This window comes from Janthinobacterium salmonicoloratum, from assembly GCF_051380845.1.
Taxonomy (GTDB): Bacteria; Pseudomonadota; Gammaproteobacteria; order Burkholderiales; family Burkholderiaceae_D; genus Janthinobacterium; species Janthinobacterium lividum_F.
On the sequence record NZ_JBNYXV010000008.1, the window covers coordinates 138,375 to 156,143 of the forward strand.

Genomic DNA, 17,769 nt, shown 5'->3' on the forward strand with positions numbered 1-17,769 from the left:
CAATAATCCATTTAATTGAGAACACATGCACAGCGTCGTAGCTTCGGTTTTACTTATTATTGGTCTTACTTCTACAGGAACCGCCCTCTGGCATGGACAATTAATCGCTGCACTTGCAATTGCTCTGGCAACCGCATATGCCGTTCTTGCTTGGTATTCAGGCATCATTGACTCCCTGACGAACCCGATCTTCCAACTAGCAGGCGCAGTCGTCATTCTTCCCGTTGGACTAGTAGCAATTCTAAACAACAATAGGGCTCTTAATGTGGATCTTCAGGTCGCATATAGTGCCGTTCTTTATGATCTTGGCACGATGGAATTGCACTGCGATGTCAGGTCAGCAGAACTTCGAAAACTACAGGAATTCGGAGTGATGGCTTGTGCAATGCAAGGCAATTCAGACCAGTTAGGTGCCCTGAATGAGCTGAGCAAAGGAATCCACTTCGGGCCAACGCTCACAGTGCTGGATAGCGGCGCTGCACTGCTAGACAGCGAAAAGCCAAACTACTGTGCCAAAACCTTCAAAGCAGCTGAAAACTTATGCCCAACAGCATTTATGTCCTTGAAAAAATCATATCGCAGCGCGCTACTTGAAGCAGCGCAGTAATCATCTATCCTCCATGACGCCTGCCCTTCGGTCCTTTGATTTAAAACACCTATGGGAGATCAAATTCTGGTCCACAGATGAACACGGCATCGATCTACAGTGTGATGGCAATGTGCGTTGCTCCGCAGACGCTTAATACCACTCCCCGGTGGCGGAAAGACGCCCCCGGGGATTTTTCAACCATGCAGCGATCAAATTAGACAGCTTCGACGATCTGTTGCCATTCCTTGCCCGACAACTCCAACATCTTTCCACCGATCTCCTCGAACTCAGTGGCACGATCATAGTCATCCACTTCCTGCGAGTAGCCTGTCACCGCATTGAGCAAGCCGTAGCCGTTCAGCTGCTGTTCCGCAATCAAATGGCGCAATATACCTGCTCGCTCCGCCTCGTTCAATACGAAGCGATTCGCCAACACCTCCACAGATCTCACCGGATCGCCCGTCAATGCGATGCCCATGGTCTTGCGCATCTTTTCCGATATAAGTCGAAAGGTCGTCTCCGACACAGCGGTCTGCACCATGTCCCGCGCTTTCAGAAAGATCGCGCGATCTTCGGCCTCCACTGTGTCATCTTGCAGAATAACGTCATCGCCACACTCCAGCAAACGCCCAGCATGGTTTTTCCGCATCGAGCGCTCACAAGCGATGAGCCCATTGCTGCATTTCAGGCGATAAATCAACGGCTCGACCCGCAGCCGTCCCACGCCGATCTCCGAGTTGCTGACCACGACGCCGGCCTGCAATATGTCACCTGGTGCAACCTCATGCTTCACCTCGGTACTGACCACCTTCAAATACATCTTGGTTTCAGTCAACTCCACCGACTCAAAACGAGCGCCGGGCAGTGTGAGTAAGATCGGTAAAATGCTGTGTGCCAGATCGATGTTGTCGAGTCGACGAAAGCGCGACGACAAAAAGGCCCGGGCACGCCCTGCCAAGGTACGCACCATGTAACTCTCGCTGGCACAAATTCTGAACCACGCATTGATGTTTTCATCGAGCAGTTCGGTATCAAACGAACGCATGCGCTTAAAATACAGCAACGGTATATCCAGTTTCTTTGCCAGCTGCCCACAGGCAAAATCGTTCATCAGGTAGCGCTTTTTGCCATAGGGTTCGTCAATGACGAGATTGCACTGCCCTGCCGCTGTCGTCTCGCTCACCAGCTTAGTCGCCGGCACGATCATGTCCTTCTTGAGCGCCGCCTGCCGCTCAAGTTCGACGACGAGTTGTTCCAAAGGACGTCCTGTTTTCATCACAACCTCCATGAAAAAAGCGGGCGCTGCAACTCCCTGGAGGGAGCGCATCCCCCGCAGGGTCAAGCACGCGGAACTCACTGAGTTCCACGTGGGCGCACTATTGCGCCAACATGCGGCGACCAAACGGCCACCGCGCCACATTCACTGCTTTGCTCTCAACACCTCACGCCGCATGACACGTGCGGTGTGAAATCGTCAGTAGCACCTCTGCCCAATCGGCGCCCGCCGACTTCGGCACAAACACCTCGGCTGATTTCCCTGCCTGTCCTGCATGGGATTTCAAGTAGCGTCGGGCAAGGCTAAAGGCCGCAGCCTGCCCATCAAAAAATGCATGCGCGTCGTTGTCGGCGTAAATTCGTAGGCGTTTGACTGTTTCCGGGATCCACAGCTTTTCCAGGTTTCCAGCACTAATCCCCGCCCACACCGGCTGATGCGAACGCTTCATCACTGCCAGCGCCGTTTCGATGCCTTCACACACAGCCAATTCGTCCGTGGATGGCGCCAGACGAATTGCGCCACCGCCTATCCCAGCACACAGCAGCTTCTTGACCGCGCATTCGCGGGCCTTCTCACCATTGCTCAAGTAAGTCCGATGCAACGATACTGTGCGGCCGCTCTTGTCCTGCACGCAGGCCACCATGGCAGGGTACCGTCGAACCACAACGGCTTGACCAGTGAGCAAATTGCGTTCGTAGTATCCCAATGCTGGATGCATGCGAAGCGTCGATGGATATCGCTCCAGGTTCACGCCACGTTTCCGCAGATACCTGTCGACCTCATCTCCCGGCGCAACGGGCACCGTTTCAGCCAGAATTTTCCGAATCAGGCCGTCACGTTCCAGGGGTGAAACCAGGGGGAGCGAGAGTGGCGTCCTCGGGGCGTTCATACCAAGGTAGCCGTCTACCCTACTCAGCGCATCAACCGCATTCAGTCCTAGGCAGCCCATCAACAACTTAAATCCGCCACCGGCGCCACAGCCACGGCAAATATAATTACCGTGGCCAAACTTGTCCGTGTATTGAAACCGGTCGGTGCCGCCGCAATCACCCAATGGGCACGGCTGATTACGTTGGTTGAGCACTTTCGCATCCACGCCCAGCGCCAGCAGAATTTCCGTCCACCTCCCAAACGCGCGCTGCTTAACCAGCTGAAAATGCACGTTAAATTCTTCCTCGTTTCTGGTCATGTTGACCTCCCCATGTCAGGCTCCAAGAAAAATTGCCTTCGCACGGGTACGTTACGCGGCGTGCGAACAGCCACCCCTGTTCCATGGCAACGCCAACTTCCCCAGACAGCAGTTCGTTTACAGTGAAGGACATCGCTCTTCGTTCCGGACGCCCACGCTGGGGATCGACCTGAAAACCGCCCGGCACCAAGGACAAGCGTATTAAACGCAGTTCTTGACCGAGGTAAAAAACCCGACCTGCGTTCCCCACAACAATCTCGCTTTCCTTGATTCTGAAAATCAACTCATCGGTGTCCCGCACCCGACAAAAGCGAACGGAAGGGAATGCAGCGGCAATGAAGGCATCAAGCATGGCGCCCTCCCATCGTATTTACCTGGCGTGCAGACTTACCGCCATGGCCACTCAAATATTCCTCGTCGTCCTCTGCAATCAACGATGCAAAAAGATCGGACTGATGGAGCTTGATCTGCTCATTTATCCATTGTGGATTTTTGAATAAGTTCTCGGAAATCCAGTCTGGCTTTGCCAGTACCGCTTGGCGGGCCCACTCGGGGTAGTCCTGCAGCGAACTCAGAAACCAGCGGCACAACTGGGAACCAATCCAATCACGCACTTCCTGCGCATCAACGCCACCGATGAACGGTAGCTGCGACAACGGACTGCCACTCACCACCTTCATGCAATTGACGAAGGAAAATGGCTGCGTATCCCGAACCGGATCAGTGAACACCCAGCGGACCAATTCGAACTTCTCATCCAGTGGCGTGCGCGGGTCGCTGAGCAAACTCACTTTGCGTAATAGCCACCAGTGCAATGCCACCAACTCCTCTTCTGAAAATTCAAACGCCTCGCCTTTGATTTCGCTCGCGGAGATCTTGCGCACAGGTTCCCGCAGCAAGCCAGGATGGCAAGCAGCGTCTTCATCCTGAAGGACGCGACAATAGTTGATCTGATATCTGCTCATGATTGCCTCGCATAAGAAAGAGAGACGAGGCGGCTCCCTCCCGGGATGCATCGTCCCAAAGGGGGAAATAAATCATCCGGTTGCTACGACGCACCGGAACTTCAATTGACTGGCTTAATACTGTCGGCTGATGCCGTTTCGGCGGGGATGCCAGCTACCGTCCTGAAAACGCATGCAAAGTGCTTTGACGTAACTGCGCGGTGCGCGTGGTGCGTCAAAACACTCTCATTATTCAGAAACACGGACGTCGCGCCTGGAAACAGGAGACTATCCAATCGGTGCTGCGAGGCGCTGGGCGCAATTGATAAGACTTGCCGGACGATGCAGGGCTAGCTACTGCGATAACTTACTGACTTTAGGCCGCCCTCACCTGCCTGTCAACACAGGTTCGACGAAAAATGCTACCGGCAAATCCTCCGGCACTGGGAACACGCAGTTGCATACGCATCCATACGGGTATCAACGTGCCCGAATGGCGAACGCAGTACCCGCAAATACGCTTCCAAAGCTCCGCGCATTCCTCTTGAATCAACAGGATGGTGAGTACACCATGTTATGTAGCCCAGTGGGCATTTTCGAGGACATCACCATGAACTACCCAGCTCCCACCCATTTGATCGTCACGCGTGATCACGGCGAAACCAACAGGAAGTTGCTGGCCAAGGAGGCCGCCGCCGATCTGACGCGCGTCGAATCAGCGAGCCGCAAGGTCAACATCACGCTCGCCAGTCCCGAAGGCAAGCGTTTGTACCTACGCTGCTTCTACGTATCACAAGCGAATTTCCATTTTATTTCAGTCTTTGCCAGGATGAAATTACCAGCCGAGGATGTCGATAAAGTGGAGCAGGAACTGCGCACCATGCTTGATGCGCGCATTGCCCTGGCGAACCAGCGTATCGTCGCTTTCGAGAAACTGTGCCATCAACACGGCATCACTGAATTGGCTAGCTATGACATCGAACCACTTGCCATCGAAGCGAAAGTGTTTTCCATGTTCGGCAGGCGCTTACTGGAATTGATCAGCAAAGTCGACCAGCTCATGCCCATGCTCGAAACCTTGTGCATTGACGAGGCGCTATCAACAAGTCAACTGATCACCGAAAAATCGCAGATCAAGAAAACCGTACGGGCGGTGACCGCCACCACGCGCGCACTGTCCCTTGGTCTACTCAAACGCATCAATGCACTGCCCGTATCCGAGCGCAAACCCACCGCACCGAGCACTCCGCCCTCCCCGGGCCATGGCTCAGCTGGCTCGTCCGCCGTCAACGGAGCGCATCAACCACCAGACCACCCAGAGCCAAATCCGGGTCCTGGGCGCTTTGTAAGCACTCAAGCCATCCCATTCAGCGAAGAAGTGCCGACAAGTCCTTGACGAACCTTACAAGCCTTCCTACCCGCATCCCGGATAGGAAGGCATTCCAACCCACCAACCATCCGGCACGGAGGAAGCCATGTGCCTCAAAATATTACTCCGCAGTGAAGCGCCAGCGGCATGGTGCTTGGCAGCGATGGAAACCGCGTTTGGTCCGTCCTATCGGGTGGAGCCAGGGGGCGACGGCATTTCGCCCCTGGACATGCCGCAACTACAAAGCGGCATAGCAACAATAGTGATCGAGCAGGTATCCGGGTTCGTCCCGCATGATGTCCGGCGCCTAATCGAATGGTGCCATGCACACGACAAGGTGGTCTTGGCATGTGGAGTTTTAACGGAGGAAGAGCGGGAATCCTACGGACTGAGCCATAGCATCGAGCTGGATATCATCGCCGCACATGCACCGCTCTGTATTCAATGGACTTCCTGCGCCGGCACGCTCCACCTGTTCGAAGAGATGTTCGTGCCAACGCTAAAGGCCGTCCGGCGCACCGCCCATCTCTGTTGTTCCGGACTACGATGCCAGCAGCACAGTAGCGCGGTAACGGGTGCTCGACGAACATGGACACATCACAAGGGTTCGGAGCGGAGAAAACATCCAGTAGGCTATTCCGATGGCCATGGCATCCATCTCTCACAGAGAGATCGCCCATTCACCACACGTCACTGACAGCCGCCGCCGCGCCAACCACCAATTGCCGTGAATTGCCAGCTGACTAGGCCGGTTTTCAACTTGATGTCCATGATCAACGCAGCCACCATGGCGCAGGATCATCCGTCATCGTTCATGGAGACAGTTCATCATGAAATACATCCCCCCTTCGAACCCATCGCCCTTCACTTCCTTAATGCGTCCTGCCGTTGGCCAGCGGGCATTTTTCGGCGGTCTCAAACGCCAGCGTCGGTCTGGCCCAAAAGCCAGCCGCGGTGCACGTGTCCTGACTGAGAGCGAACTCAATGTACCTGGCCGGGTCCTCATTAAACGCCGCCAGCTCTTGCAAAAAGTGCCGCTATGCGAGCGCACCATCCTGAACCTTGAAAAACGAGGGCAGTTTCCACGGCGCTTTAGCATCACCTCTCGCCTGGTCGCCTGGGACCTCAAGGAGGTGGACGCCTGGATCGCAGAACAGCAAACGGCGGCACGCCTGCCAGCGGTGCCGCAGGCACAGCCAGTACAACGCAAAGCGCTCAGGTAGTCTCTCACTCTTTCGGCTTTGTCCAGGCGTCGATCATGTCTGCCCACTCCTGCAGCATGGTTCGGCGCTGCACCGAATACTCGGCCTTGTTGTACACGGCTCGCACGCCCCTCTGCTCGTGGGCGAGACATTTTTCGATCCAATCAGTGTTGTAGCCGGCTTCGTGCAGCAGGGTCGATGCTGTTCGCCGCAAATCGTGCGGCGAAAAATCGGCCAGTTGTTTCCCACAGTCTCGTGCCGCGGCGCAGACCGACACCAGGATGCGATTGAGCGAAGCACCATTCATCGGCACATCAGGGTCATATCGCGACGGCAAAATGTACGGGGATGTGCCAGCACAGGTACGAAGTGCGACGAACATATCCTGGACCTGGCGCGACAGATAGACGTTGTGGGGGTTGCGGCGCTTCATTCGCCTGGCCGGAATAGTCCATAGAGCATCGGTGAAGTTAACCTCGGTCCAGGTTGCGTCCGTCAGTTCGGATTTGCGCACCATCGTGAGCAATAGTAATTTGCAAGCCAGGCGCAAGGTCGGCGCGCACTGCACGTATTCGATATGTTCGTAGAACAGCGCGATCTCTTCGGCGCCCAAGGCACGGTCGCGCGGCTCAAATACGGCAATGGATGAGGGAGCGACCAGATCAGCCGGGTTGATTATCTGTTGTCCTCGCTGTTCCGCATACTTGAAGACCAGTTTAACGATTTCGCGCGCATGCACGGCGGTCGCAGGGGCGCCACGTGCGAGGATGGCGTCGCATACGGAACGCAACTCGTTGTGCGTAATTTCATGCAGCAAGAGACTACCAAATGGACGTTTCAGATCGCGTTCGTACACCGAGCGTCGCATATCCCGGGTCGACTCCGCCATTTTGTACTTTGTTAGCCAACGTTCGGCCCAGACGCTGAATGGTTCTCCAGCGGCCAACTGATTGCGCGATTGGGCTTTGAGGCGCGACGGGGACTTGCCTCCCGATTGCGCTTTCTTCGCTTCTTGCAAGCGTCCCCTTGCCTCCTGCAAACTCAAGCCACCGGCCCCGTACCGTCCAAGCACCAAGGTTTCGTATCGGCCATTAACACGGTAGTTGTAGCGAAACGAGATTGTGCCGCTGGGGAGGACCGTCGCATACATGCCATCACGATCCGGCACCTTGTAGGCTTTCTCTGCTGGTTTCAGGTTCTTCAATTTCGTATCGCTCAGCATGGGCACCTCCCATTCATACTCAGTCTGTACTGGCACCGGATTCATTTCAAACAATCAATCACTTAGCCGAAAAAAAAGTCACATCGGCCGCCATTGACGAGGTCCAGATACCCTCGCCGCGATGAGCGCGCCCGAAATCAAAAATTATTTTTAAAATCAAATACTTAACCTGGAAAATACCCTCACTGGTACCCTCACCGCGCAAAATGGACAGTAGGAACCAAATGTTAAATATTCCAGACAGCAAGTTGAGTACCCATAAACATACCCACAAAAAAACGTGCTTGGCTCTGCCGTGGGTTGCTTGCGTTTGCCAGACAAAATAAAAAAAGCCCCTGAAAAATCAGGGGCTTAGCTGTTTCATTGACCCGGCGTTACCTTACGGTGCCGGACGGGAGATTATTCCCACTCGATGGTCGCCGGCGGCTTGCCCGAGATATCGTAGACGACGCGGTTGATGCCGCGCACTTCATTGATGATGCGGTTGGAGACCTTGCCCAGCAGGCTGTGCGGCAAGTGCGCCCAGTGGGCCGTCATGAAGTCCTGTGTTTGCACGGCGCGCAGGGCCACCACGTATTCGTAGGTGCGGCCATCGCCCATCACGCCCACCGATTTGACGGGCAGGAAGACGGCGAAAGCCTGGCTCGTCGCTTCGTACCAGTTCGCTGGCAGCGCGTCCGGGTCGACGGCCTGGCCGGCAACGAATTCGTACGGCGTGTTGCGCAGTTCTTCGATGAAGATGGCATCGGCGCGGCGCAGCAGGTCGGCGTAGTCTTTCTTGACTTCGCCGAGGATGCGCACGCCCAGGCCCGGGCCCGGGAATGGGTGGCGGTAGACCATGTCATGCGGCAAGCCCAGGGCCACGCCAAGTTTGCGCACTTCATCCTTGAACAGTTCGCGCAAGGGTTCGAGCAACTTGAGCTTCATGGTGTCCGGCAAGCCGCCCACGTTGTGGTGGCTCTTGATGGTCTGGCCTTTCTTGCCCTTGCCGGCCGATTCGATGACGTCCGGGTAAATCGTGCCTTGCGCCAGCCATTTGGCGTTGACCAGCTTGCCTGATTCGACCTGGAAGACTTCGACGAATTCGCGGCCGATGATCTTGCGCTTTTGCTCGGGATCGGTAACGCCGGCCAGGTGGCCCATGAACTGCTCTTCCGCATCGACGCGGATGACTTTTACGCCCAGGTTCTTGGCGAACATGTCCATCACCATCTTGCCTTCGTCCAGGCGCAGCAGGCCGTGGTCGACGAAGACGCAGGTCAGCTGGTCGCCGATGGCGCGGTGGATCAGGGCCGCCGCGACGGACGAATCGACGCCGCCGGACAGGCCCAGGATGACGTCGTCGGTACCGACTTGCGCGCGGATTTTTTCCACCGCTTCGCTGATGTAGTCGGGCATGTTCCAGTCCGACTTGCAGCCGCAGATTTCATGCACGAAGCGGCCGATCATGGCCTTGCCTTGTACCGTGTGCGTCACTTCCGGGTGGAATTGCACGCCGTAGAACTGGCGCTCTTCGTCGGCCATGGCGGCGATCGGGCAGCTCGGGGTGTTGCCCATTAGCTTGAAGCCTGGCGGCATTTCAAGCACTTTGTCGCCATGGCTCATCCACACTTTCAGCATGCCGTGGCCTTCGTCGGTGACGAAGTCGGCAATACCGTTGAGCAGCTTGGTGTGGCTGCGGGCGCGCACTTCGGCGTAGCCGAATTCGCGTACCAGGCCGTTTTCCACCTTGCCGCCCAGCTGGGCCGCCATGGTTTGCATGCCGTAGCAGATGCCCAGCACGGGCACGCCCAGCTCGAACACGGCTTGCGGCGCGCGCGGCGAGTCGCCATCCAGCGTGGAGTTGTGGCTGCCCGACAGGATCACGCCGGCGGCGCCATAGTTGCGCACGAATTCGTCGCTGACGTCATACGGGAAGACTTCGGAAAACACGCCGGAATCGCGCACGCGGCGGGCGATCAACTGGGTGACTTGGGAACCGAAATCGAGAATGAGGATTTTAGAATGCATGATGGGGACTTTATCTGAGGTCATTACAAAACCGGCGCACTAGGCGCCGGTCTGGTCTGTCGCTATAGCGCAGCGGAAAAATTGTTCAGGGCAAGGCGCATTGCCGAAGACAGTACGAATAGTACGGCGAGGCACTGTAACGCAGCCATGGGCAATTTTTCCTGTTGCGCTTACTCGGAGCGGTAGTTTGGCGCTTCTTTCGTGATTTGCACATCATGGACATGCGACTCGCGCATGCCGGCCGAGGTGATTTCCACGAATTCCGCTTTTTCGCGCAATTCGTCGATGGTGGCGCAACCGCAGTAACCCATCGATTGACGCACGCCGCCCACCAGTTGGAAGATGATCGCCAGCACACTGCCCTTGTAAGCAACGCGGCCTTCGATACCTTCAGGCACGAACTTGTCGGCCTTCATGGTGGCGTCCTGGAAATAACGGTCGGCCGAGCCATCGGACATCGCGCCCAACGAACCCATGCCGCGGTACGATTTGTAGCTGCGGCCCTGGTACAGGATCACTTCGCCCGGTGCTTCTTCCGTACCGGCAAACATGGAACCCATCATGACGGTCGAGGCGCCAGCGGCCAGCGCTTTGGAAATATCACCGGAGAAGCGGATACCGCCGTCGGCGATACATGGCACGCCCGTGCCTTCCAGTGCTTCAGCAACATTCGAGATAGCCGTGATTTGCGGCACGCCCACACCGGCGACGATACGCGTGGTGCAGATCGAACCAGGACCGATGCCGACCTTGACCGCATCGGCGCCGTATTCCACCAGCGCCTTGGCGGCGGCGGCGGTAGCGATGTTGCCGCCGATGACTTCCACTTGCGGGTACTTGGTCTTGATCCAGCGTACGCGGTCGAGGATGCCTTGCGAGTGGCCGTGGGCCGTGTCGACCACCAGCACGTCGACGCCGGCGGCGACCAGCAGGTCGATGCGCTCTTCATCCTTGGCGCCTACGCCGACGGCAGCGCCGACCAGCAATTTGCCCTGGCTGTCTTTCGACGCGAACGGGTGGGAAGTCGACTTCTGGATATCCTTGACGGTGATCAGGCCGCGCAATTCGAAGGCGTCGTTGACGACCAGCACGCGCTCGAGGCGGTGCTTGTTCATCAGGCGCTTGGCTTCGGCCGTATCGGCATCTTCGTTGACGACGACGAGTTTTTCGCGCGGGGTCATCTTGGCGGAAGCTTCCGCGTCGAGTTCCTTTTCAAAGCGCAAATCGCGGTTGGTGATGATGCCGACGACTTCCTTGCCCTTGACGACAGGGAAACCGCTGATGCCGTATTGTTCCGTCAGCGCGATCACGTCGCGGATTTTCATTTCTGGTGGAATCGTGATCGGATCCCGCAGCACGCCAGCTTCGAAACGTTTTACGCGGGCCACTTCACGTGCCTGGTCCTTCGGATTCAAATTCTTGTGGATGATACCGATGCCGCCTTCCTGGGCCATCGCGATCGCCAGGCGAGCTTCCGTCACCGTATCCATGGCTGCGGACAGCAAAGGGATATTCAGGGTGATATTGCGGGTCAGGCGAGTTTTGAGGGACGTATCGGCGGGCAGAACGTTGGAGTAGGCTGGGACGAGCAGCACGTCATCGAATGTGAGTGCTTTTTGAAGTAGACGCATAGCATTTCCTATTGGCGCAAAAGCAGATTATACAGAAATTCCTGCCTCTTGTCTTAAACATTCACAAACCTCTGTAGACATAGTAGGAATGCCGTTTCGTTCATCTCTAAATGTCTGGAAAAGTCTACGTTTTCGCCCAAATTTCGCCCGGGTTTCGCCCTCGTGTCGCCGTCGTTTTCAAGCCTATTTCGCGCAGCGCGCCGACTGCTTACTGCTGTGCCGCAACGTCTAGCGAACCCCGAAGGACAACAATAAGATAAGGCTTTTTCAAAGGACGGCAATGAGGCACAAACTTGCAGCCATCATCCTACCAGTTCTATCTGCCTACACTATCAGATCACTGCAACGTCTCTGTGCAGACATGCATATCGAACGCAGATGATATTGACCTTAAAACACTATCTTTTGAATAATCACTTTGCTAGTAAAATCAGCAGACAACACAAAATAATCAGGAACACGATGGCGATCACACCACTGGCAGCACTGCACCGCAAACTATTCGACGAAGCCGATGGCAGCAAGTTTGCCACGCTCAAGGACCGACTGATCAAGAAACACGGCGAAACCGACCGGCTGGCGGTACTGGAGATACTGAGCACTTATGCGCGCGAAGGCCAGTTGCTGCACTGGCGCAGCTCACTGGTCAACTCCATCGTGGGCCTAATGCAGCCGCAGGAGATGAAAGACTTTTTTACATGGGCCGTCACGATGCCGGAGCTTGCCTACTGGGGTATCGATGGCCTAATGAAAAGCCAGGGCAAGGATGCTTACGAGACCGTGGTGGGACTCGCCAACTCTGCTACCCTGCCCCTGGTGGTGAAGTCCAAGGCCGTGAAAAGCCTGGCCGTGCTGAGCCGCCAGCCATTTGACGCCGGCTTGCCAGCCGTTCCCGACTACTGGAAAGCCGAGAACCTGAGGCTCGATGATGTGCTTGCCTGGCAGCGCGCCGGTTACCCGGACGGCGCGGGAGTTGCGCCACCGGCCACGCATGCGTCGCTGGACGATCCACGTACGGCACTGGAAAAAGCGGCTGCGAAACTGGAGAAAAAACTGGCGGCCGAGCGCAAGAAAGACCAGGACCTGGCCAGCCCGTCGAACTGGCTGGTCATTGCGGATAATGCCGACCTGGCAGCCATCAACCAGCGCTGGACCTTGCCTGAACAATACCAGCGCTTCCTGGCCCGCTATTCGCCGCTGCGCGTGTATATCGACAGCAAGCGGTATTTCCAGGGCCTGAATCTGTATGGCGCGGCGGGGCTGATCAAGGCGCAGCACGGGTACTCCTACAATCCCGTCGACCAAGAAGTCATCGCCGACTGGCCAGCCCACTATGTGGTGATAGCCGATGCGGGCGCCGATCCATACTGCCTGGATCTCTCCGCAATTGAAAATGGCGACGCGCCCGTCTATACGGCCGAGCACGGCGCAGGGGTATGGCGTTTTGAGCGCCATGCGGACAGCTTTGTCGAGTTCCTCAAGGAGATCGCCAAGGCTGCTTAGCGCGGCTCGCCGCTTGGCCCGATCACAGATCATCCCCACTCCACCGCCAGTCGGCCCCAGGCTACGATCCAACTCGTCAGCCGTCGCTGCAACTTTACGCAGGCGCCGCACCTCCCACAGCAGCACGAGCCCTCCGTCCTTGCAGCATAGAAAAGATATTTGAAAATAGCAAAAAATGGCGCTCGCCAGGCAACGGTTACGCGGCGGCCACCCGGCCCGCTCAACCCTTGGCTGGCTTGCTGCCGGCACGGCGCCGGCGCGCTTCTTTCGGGTCTGCCTGCAAGGGGCGGTACACTTCCACCCGGTCATGCTCGCGCAGGATGGTATCCAACGGCTTCTTCTTGCCATAGATGCCCACCATATTGATGGCCAAGTCGATGCCGGGAATTTCCTGCAGCAAACCGCTCAGCGCCACCGCCTGCTCGATGGTGGTGCCTGCAGGCACCTTCAATGAACGCAGAAAGCTGCTATCGGGCAAGGCGTGACAGACTTGCACGTGAATGCTGGCCTCAGCCATATACCGTCTCCGCGCGCTTGCAGAAGGAATCGACCATGCTGTTGGCGATCATGCCGAAGACGGGTCCGATGATCTGCTCGAGCACGCGGCTGGAAAATTCGTAATGCAGGTCCAGCTCGATCTTGCACGCATCTTCGCGCAGGGCCTTGAAGGTCCATACGCCGTCGAGGGTCTTGAAAGGACCGTCCACCAGCTTCATCTTGATGGAAGTCGACGGCACGTTCTCGTTGGACGTGGTGAAGCTTTGGCGCACGCCGTGGTAATGTATGCCCACGCTGGCGACAACCGTGTTCTCGCCCCGCTCGCGTATCTCGACCGCACCGCACCAGGGCAGAAATTTGGGATAATCCTCCACTGCCGCCACCAGCGCGAACATTTGTTCGGCGCTATAGCCGAGAAAAACTGATTTATGTACTACTGCCATTGAAGAACCATTTGCTATGATGTTGGATATAGTGATTTTATCGCGCTTGCGCGAGACAGTAGTTTAACCGACCCGCGCACATTTACCATCTCATGACCATAGCAGACAACAGAAAAGCCTTCCACGACTACTTTATCGAGGATCGCTACGAAGCCGGCATCGTGCTGGAAGGCTGGGAAGTCAAAGCCATCCGCGACGCCCGTGTACAAATCAAGGAAGCCTACGTCGTCGTCCGCGGCGATGAACTCTTCCTGTTCGGCGCGCATATCAGCGCCCTGCCGACCGCCTCCACCCATATCCATCCGGAAGCCGTGCGCACGCGCAAGCTGCTGCTGCACCGTACGGAAATGGATAAACTGATCGGCAAGGTGGAACGCTCCGGCTATACGTTGGTGCCGCTCAACCTGCATTACAAGGGCGGCCGCGTGAAATGCGAAATCGGCCTGGCCAAGGGCAAGAAGCAGCACGACAAGCGGGCAGCGGAACGCGACCGCGACGGCGCGCGTGAAGTGCAGGCGGCAATGAAGTCGCACCGCCGCTGATCCGGCACCACGCGCAGCGTGCTGCGCCGACACCCTCAAGCCCGGCTATATGCCGGGTTTTATTTTGCCGGTGTCTGCGGCAAGCGGAAAAGCACAGCGCGACGGGATGAAAACAGGGAAAGGAAGAGATACGGCGGGAATAAGACGGGTATTGGTGAAAATACCGGGGAGATAAACGATATGAAACAGCTTTGCCTGCCTGGCCAAAGACGATAAATCAGGAAAGTTCCGGATGCTTGCATGCTGCCTTGTACTACACCTGTACCACTCCACAGGACAAGCATCCGAATGAACGGTTTTTTAAACCTTCAGAATCACACCTTCAACAGATCACGCGACTTGCCCGAATCGGTCCACTCTTTGACCCATTTCGGTTGACGGCCACGGCCAGTCCATTGCTGCGTCGCATCATCCGGATTGCGATAGCGTACCGCGACCGTGCCGGTTTTAGCGCGGATACCCGTACCAACCAGATCTTTTACGGAAACGCCCACGCTCTGGGCGATTGCCAGGATTTGCTCGCGCGCTTTGGACAGATCGTCCTGTTCGCGTTTCTTCATTTGCTTCTTGATGTCGTCCTGCAAGGTGCGCAGTTCGGACAGGGATAAGCTGGACAGATCCATGATATTTCCTTGTGTGAGTTGAAAAATATAACTGAACAGTTAAATTCTATCCAATTGTAACGCGACTGAGGTGATTTTTCTTGAGATTTGATTGTTTTTTACAATTCTTTTACCAAAAACCCTACTTCCCGGCTTTCAAGCACTGCAATCCTTCAATCACGGGTAACGGTCATCGCGCATGAACTGCCTGTGCCAGCATCCCGGCTATCTGCGGCTGCGATTCAATACAGCGCCAGTGGCAGTATTTATTTTGCAGTATTTTTTGTTTCATTGCAATTTATAGTAATTATAAATAGCAATTCAAAATATACATGGGAGCAATACTATCGCCCATTATGCATCGACTACTCAAACACCAACCAGGCATCCGGCATGGATATCGGTGCAATCATAGCCATGCATGCGCAGCAGATTCTACTTCAATCAAATCGATAAGCGTCGCACGACAGCATATAATCCCGAAAGTGCGCACAGCATAGCATAAAGAAAAGATTTTCAGCGTTACTGGTTCAAGCGCAGATATTCGAGTCCTGCTGCCAGCACATATTCCAGTAGCGCAAATGAAAACTGCCCGCGATACGGCGGGCAGTTTTGACGACAAACTTGCTATGTGTTTGCCATTCACCAGACAATCAGGGAATAGCCACGCCGCCTTTCGGCTTCTGCGATTTCACCACCTGCATCGCCGTGGCAATCAAACCGCTCATATCACCCAGATTGGCCGGCACGATAATCGAGTTATTTGTTTTCGCCAATTGCGCGAACGCGCCTACATACTGCTCGGCTACTTTCAGGTTGACGGCATCCTCCCCACCCGGCTCGCGAATGGCGGCGCCCACCTGGCGCAGCGCTTCCGCGCTGGCCTGCGCCAGCGCAACGATGGCTGTAGCCTGGCCTTCGGCACGGTTGATCGATGCCTGCTTTTCGCCTTCCGAGCGGGCAATGTTCGCTTCGCGCTCGCCGCTGGCGATATTGATCTGCTCCTGCTTGCGACCTTCCGAAGCGGCAATCAGGGCGCGCTTTTCGCGCTCGGCCGTAATCTGTGCCTGCATCGCATGCAGGATTTCCTTGGGTGGCGTCAAATCCTTGATTTCATAGCGCAATACCTTGACGCCCCAATTCGCCGCCGATTCATCGATGGCATTCACGATGGCCGTATTGATATGGTCGCGTTCTTCAAATGTCTTGTCGAGTTCCATTTTACCGATTACCGAACGCAAGGTCGTTTGCGCCAACTGCGTAATGGCGGCAATATAATTCGATGAACCATATGAAGCACGCATGGCGTCGGTAATCTGAAAATACAGAATGCCATCGACCTGCAATTGCGTATTGTCGCGCGTAATGCATACCTGCGGCGGCACGTCGAGCGGAATTTCCTTGAGCACGTGCTTGTAGGCGATGCGGTCGACAAAAGGCACGACAATATTCAGGCCAGGGCCCAATACCGCATGGAACTTGCCCAGGCGCTCCACCACCCAGGCATGCTGCTGCGGCACCACATTGACTGTCTTGAAGACAAATACCAGTGCCAGCAATAACAAGATCAGCGACATGCTTCCGATGCTTACTTCCATAATCTACTCTCCAGGTTATCCAACGATCAAACGACTGCCACGCACGGCACGTATGGTGTAATGACCGGCCTGCGCATCGCTGCCGGGAATCAGCTCCACATCCCACAAGGCGCCGCGGTACATGACGCGCGCCGCGCCATCGACCCAATGCGCGACCACCACGCTTTGGCCAATATCGAGATTCACATTCGGATCCTGCGACGCATCGCGCCGCGCCGCCTTGCCAAAGCGGCTGCGCCGCAATAACAGGGTGGCCACCACGCCGACAATGGCGGCCGTCAGGGCTTGCCAGCCGCCATTACCACCCGCCAGCGCCACCAGTCCTCCGGCACTGATGCCGATGGCGATCATCAGCAAATAGAACGTGCCCGTAAACAGCTCCAGGATCAATACCGCGCCAGCCGCCACAAACCAGCCTACCCATTCAGCCATGATGCCTCCATCTTTGCGTATCCGAAAATAAAAAACCCCGCGGCCTATATAAGCGACGGGGTTTAATGCGTATTACTGCCTGATATTATTCTTGCCAAACACCTATATACAAGCAGTCTAACGCAATTCCTGATGACGTCAATAGCCAGAGGCGAATTAGCGCCGGCGGAAAGGCATTTACTCTTTTACTCTTCCAGCAGGCTGCGCAACATCCACGCCGTCTTTTCATGCAAATCCAGGCGCTGCGTGATCAGGTCGGCCGTCGGCTGGTCATTGGCTTTTTCCAGCAGCGGGAACAAGCGGCGCGCCGTGCGCGCGGTCGCTTCCTGTGCCGACACCAGATGGCTGACCATGTCCAGCGCCGGCGGCACGCCGTCGATTTCCTTGATCGAAGCCAGCTTGACGAATTCCTTGTAGGTGCCCGGCGCCGGATAGCCGAGGGCGCGAATGCGCTCGGCGATCAGGTCCAGCGCGGCCCACTGTTCCGTGTATTGCGTCATGAACATCAGGTGCAGGGTGTTGAACATCGGCCCCTTGACGTTCCAGTGAAAATTATGGGTCATCAGGTACAAGGTGTAGCTGTCGGCCAGCAGGCCGGACAAGCCTTCCGCGATCTTCGCGCGGTCCGCCTCGGAAATGCCGATGTCGATCTTTGCCACTTTGCTCGGTTTCTTGCTTGCCATGAGAACTCCCGTTTCAATGTATTGGTAGAATCATTT

18 protein-coding genes are annotated in these 17,769 nt (G+C 56.1%); 5 read left to right on the forward strand and 13 right to left on the reverse strand.

The annotated features are described in order from the left end of the window. Window positions 1-25: 25 nt before the first annotated feature. Window positions 26-607 carry a hypothetical protein gene (locus ACQ4WY_RS25895; RefSeq protein WP_436506562.1) on the forward strand — a complete coding sequence of 194 codons (582 nt, stop codon included), beginning with the start codon at window positions 26-28 and terminating at the stop codon, window positions 605-607. Window positions 608-803: 196 nt separating this feature from the next. Here the strand turns inward: ACQ4WY_RS25895 and ACQ4WY_RS25900 are convergent, their stop codons facing one another. The 4 genes from ACQ4WY_RS25900 to ACQ4WY_RS25915 all read right to left on the reverse strand — a co-directional run bounded on the left by ACQ4WY_RS25900 (window position 804) and on the right by ACQ4WY_RS25915 (window position 4,019). Further along, window positions 804-1,865, reverse strand: coding sequence for a DUF932 domain-containing protein (locus ACQ4WY_RS25900; protein ID WP_436506564.1), 1,062 nt, complete (start codon window positions 1,863-1,865; stop codon window positions 804-806). Between the two features lie 166 nt (window positions 1,866-2,031). Further along, complete coding sequence (locus ACQ4WY_RS25905; protein WP_436506565.1) at window positions 2,032-3,054, reverse strand: DUF7146 domain-containing protein; 1,023 nt, start codon at window positions 3,052-3,054, stop codon at window positions 2,032-2,034. Continuing rightward, window positions 3,029-3,406, reverse strand: a complete 378-nt coding sequence (locus ACQ4WY_RS25910) for a hypothetical protein (protein ID WP_436506566.1) — start codon at window positions 3,404-3,406, stop codon at window positions 3,029-3,031. The genes ACQ4WY_RS25905 and ACQ4WY_RS25910 overlap by 26 nt, the downstream gene beginning before the upstream one ends. Continuing rightward, a complete protein-coding gene (locus tag ACQ4WY_RS25915) occupies window positions 3,399-4,019 on the reverse strand; it encodes a hypothetical protein (protein ID WP_436506567.1) in 621 nt (206 codons plus the stop codon). The genes ACQ4WY_RS25910 and ACQ4WY_RS25915 overlap by 8 nt, the downstream gene beginning before the upstream one ends. Window positions 4,020-4,608: 589 nt before the next feature. Between ACQ4WY_RS25915 and ACQ4WY_RS25920 the strand changes: the two genes are divergently transcribed. Continuing rightward, window positions 4,609-5,394 (forward strand): hypothetical protein, encoded by a 786-nt coding sequence (locus ACQ4WY_RS25920; RefSeq protein ID WP_436506568.1) that lies wholly within the window; start codon window positions 4,609-4,611, stop codon window positions 5,392-5,394. Between the two features lie 803 nt (window positions 5,395-6,197). Continuing rightward, window positions 6,198-6,590, forward strand: coding sequence for a helix-turn-helix transcriptional regulator (locus ACQ4WY_RS25925; RefSeq protein ID WP_436506569.1), 393 nt, complete (start codon window positions 6,198-6,200; stop codon window positions 6,588-6,590). A 4-nt stretch (window positions 6,591-6,594) separates the two neighbouring features. Here ACQ4WY_RS25925 and ACQ4WY_RS25930 read toward each other — a convergent pair whose 3' ends face one another. From ACQ4WY_RS25930 to guaB, 3 genes are all read right to left on the reverse strand, one after another. Then, window positions 6,595-7,791, reverse strand: a complete 1,197-nt coding sequence (locus ACQ4WY_RS25930) for a tyrosine-type recombinase/integrase (protein WP_436506570.1) — start codon at window positions 7,789-7,791, stop codon at window positions 6,595-6,597. A gap of 399 nt (window positions 7,792-8,190) precedes the next feature. Beyond that, a complete protein-coding gene (gene guaA / locus ACQ4WY_RS25935) occupies window positions 8,191-9,801 on the reverse strand; it encodes a glutamine-hydrolyzing GMP synthase (protein WP_426075120.1) in 1,611 nt (536 codons plus the stop codon). A gap of 170 nt (window positions 9,802-9,971) precedes the next feature. Continuing rightward, window positions 9,972-11,432, reverse strand: coding sequence for an IMP dehydrogenase (gene guaB, locus ACQ4WY_RS25940; RefSeq protein ID WP_099377100.1), 1,461 nt, complete (start codon window positions 11,430-11,432; stop codon window positions 9,972-9,974). A gap of 462 nt (window positions 11,433-11,894) precedes the next feature. Between guaB and ACQ4WY_RS25945 the strand changes: the two genes are divergently transcribed. Further along, the gene (locus ACQ4WY_RS25945) at window positions 11,895-12,935 is read left to right on the forward strand and encodes an SMI1/KNR4 family protein (RefSeq protein ID WP_436506571.1); all 1,041 of its coding nucleotides are present in this window, start codon (window positions 11,895-11,897) and stop codon (window positions 12,933-12,935) included. A 220-nt stretch (window positions 12,936-13,155) separates the two neighbouring features. Here the strand turns inward: ACQ4WY_RS25945 and ACQ4WY_RS25950 are convergent, their stop codons facing one another. Then, complete coding sequence (locus tag ACQ4WY_RS25950) at window positions 13,156-13,452, reverse strand: RnfH family protein (RefSeq protein ID WP_436506572.1); 297 nt, start codon at window positions 13,450-13,452, stop codon at window positions 13,156-13,158. Then, window positions 13,445-13,876, reverse strand: a complete 432-nt coding sequence (locus tag ACQ4WY_RS25955) for a type II toxin-antitoxin system RatA family toxin (protein ID WP_436506573.1) — start codon at window positions 13,874-13,876, stop codon at window positions 13,445-13,447. The genes ACQ4WY_RS25950 and ACQ4WY_RS25955 overlap by 8 nt, the downstream gene beginning before the upstream one ends. A 92-nt stretch (window positions 13,877-13,968) precedes the next feature. Here ACQ4WY_RS25955 and smpB point away from each other — a divergent pair, with 92 nt between their 5' ends. After that, the gene (smpB, locus tag ACQ4WY_RS25960) at window positions 13,969-14,418 is read left to right on the forward strand and encodes an SsrA-binding protein SmpB (RefSeq protein ID WP_034752217.1); all 450 of its coding nucleotides are present in this window, start codon (window positions 13,969-13,971) and stop codon (window positions 14,416-14,418) included. 314 nt (window positions 14,419-14,732) lie between these two features. Here the strand turns inward: smpB and ACQ4WY_RS25965 are convergent, their stop codons facing one another. The 4 genes from ACQ4WY_RS25965 to ACQ4WY_RS25980 form a co-directional block, all read right to left on the reverse strand. Further along, window positions 14,733-15,041 (reverse strand): H-NS histone family protein, encoded by a 309-nt coding sequence (locus ACQ4WY_RS25965; RefSeq protein WP_010397665.1) that lies wholly within the window; start codon window positions 15,039-15,041, stop codon window positions 14,733-14,735. Between the two features lie 632 nt (window positions 15,042-15,673). Next, on the reverse strand, window positions 15,674-16,618 hold the full coding sequence (locus tag ACQ4WY_RS25970; protein ID WP_436506574.1) for an SPFH domain-containing protein: 945 nt from the start codon (window positions 16,616-16,618) through the stop codon (window positions 15,674-15,676). 15 nt (window positions 16,619-16,633) lie between these two features. After that, complete coding sequence (locus ACQ4WY_RS25975) at window positions 16,634-17,050, reverse strand: NfeD family protein (RefSeq protein WP_436506575.1); 417 nt, start codon at window positions 17,048-17,050, stop codon at window positions 16,634-16,636. A gap of 185 nt (window positions 17,051-17,235) precedes the next feature. Then, window positions 17,236-17,733: a Dps family protein gene (locus ACQ4WY_RS25980; protein WP_034752224.1), complete on the reverse strand. Its 498-nt coding sequence runs from the start codon at window positions 17,731-17,733 to the stop codon at window positions 17,236-17,238. Between the last annotated feature and the right edge of the window lie 36 nt (window positions 17,734-17,769).

Coding starts and splice junctions, on each gene's coding strand:
- ACQ4WY_RS25930 (WP_436506570.1), bottom strand. CDS start 7,791: ATGCTGAGCGATACGAAATTGAAGAACCTGAAACCAGCAGAGAAAGCC.
- ACQ4WY_RS25895 (WP_436506562.1), top strand. CDS start 26: ATGCACAGCGTCGTAGCTTCGGTTTTACTTATTATTGGTCTTACTTCT.
- ACQ4WY_RS25900 (WP_436506564.1), bottom strand. CDS start 1,865: ATGAAAACAGGACGTCCTTTGGAACAACTCGTCGTCGAACTTGAGCGG.
- ACQ4WY_RS25950 (WP_436506572.1), bottom strand. CDS start 13,452: ATGGCTGAGGCCAGCATTCACGTGCAAGTCTGTCACGCCTTGCCCGAT.
- ACQ4WY_RS25910 (WP_436506566.1), bottom strand. CDS start 3,406: ATGCTTGATGCCTTCATTGCCGCTGCATTCCCTTCCGTTCGCTTTTGT.
- guaB (WP_099377100.1), bottom strand. CDS start 11,432: ATGCGTCTACTTCAAAAAGCACTCACATTCGATGACGTGCTGCTCGTC.
- ACQ4WY_RS25965 (WP_010397665.1), bottom strand. CDS start 15,041: ATGGATCTGTCCAGCTTATCCCTGTCCGAACTGCGCACCTTGCAGGAC.
- ACQ4WY_RS25980 (WP_034752224.1), bottom strand. CDS start 17,733: ATGGCAAGCAAGAAACCGAGCAAAGTGGCAAAGATCGACATCGGCATT.
- ACQ4WY_RS25925 (WP_436506569.1), top strand. CDS start 6,198: ATGAAATACATCCCCCCTTCGAACCCATCGCCCTTCACTTCCTTAATG.
- ACQ4WY_RS25915 (WP_436506567.1), bottom strand. CDS start 4,019: ATGAGCAGATATCAGATCAACTATTGTCGCGTCCTTCAGGATGAAGAC.
- ACQ4WY_RS25955 (WP_436506573.1), bottom strand. CDS start 13,876: ATGGCAGTAGTACATAAATCAGTTTTTCTCGGCTATAGCGCCGAACAA.
- ACQ4WY_RS25920 (WP_436506568.1), top strand. CDS start 4,609: ATGAACTACCCAGCTCCCACCCATTTGATCGTCACGCGTGATCACGGC.
- ACQ4WY_RS25975 (WP_436506575.1), bottom strand. CDS start 17,050: ATGGCTGAATGGGTAGGCTGGTTTGTGGCGGCTGGCGCGGTATTGATC.
- ACQ4WY_RS25905 (WP_436506565.1), bottom strand. CDS start 3,054: ATGACCAGAAACGAGGAAGAATTTAACGTGCATTTTCAGCTGGTTAAG.
- ACQ4WY_RS25945 (WP_436506571.1), top strand. CDS start 11,895: ATGGCGATCACACCACTGGCAGCACTGCACCGCAAACTATTCGACGAA.
- ACQ4WY_RS25970 (WP_436506574.1), bottom strand. CDS start 16,618: ATGGAAGTAAGCATCGGAAGCATGTCGCTGATCTTGTTATTGCTGGCA.
- guaA (WP_426075120.1), bottom strand. CDS start 9,801: ATGCATTCTAAAATCCTCATTCTCGATTTCGGTTCCCAAGTCACCCAG.
- smpB (WP_034752217.1), top strand. CDS start 13,969: ATGACCATAGCAGACAACAGAAAAGCCTTCCACGACTACTTTATCGAG.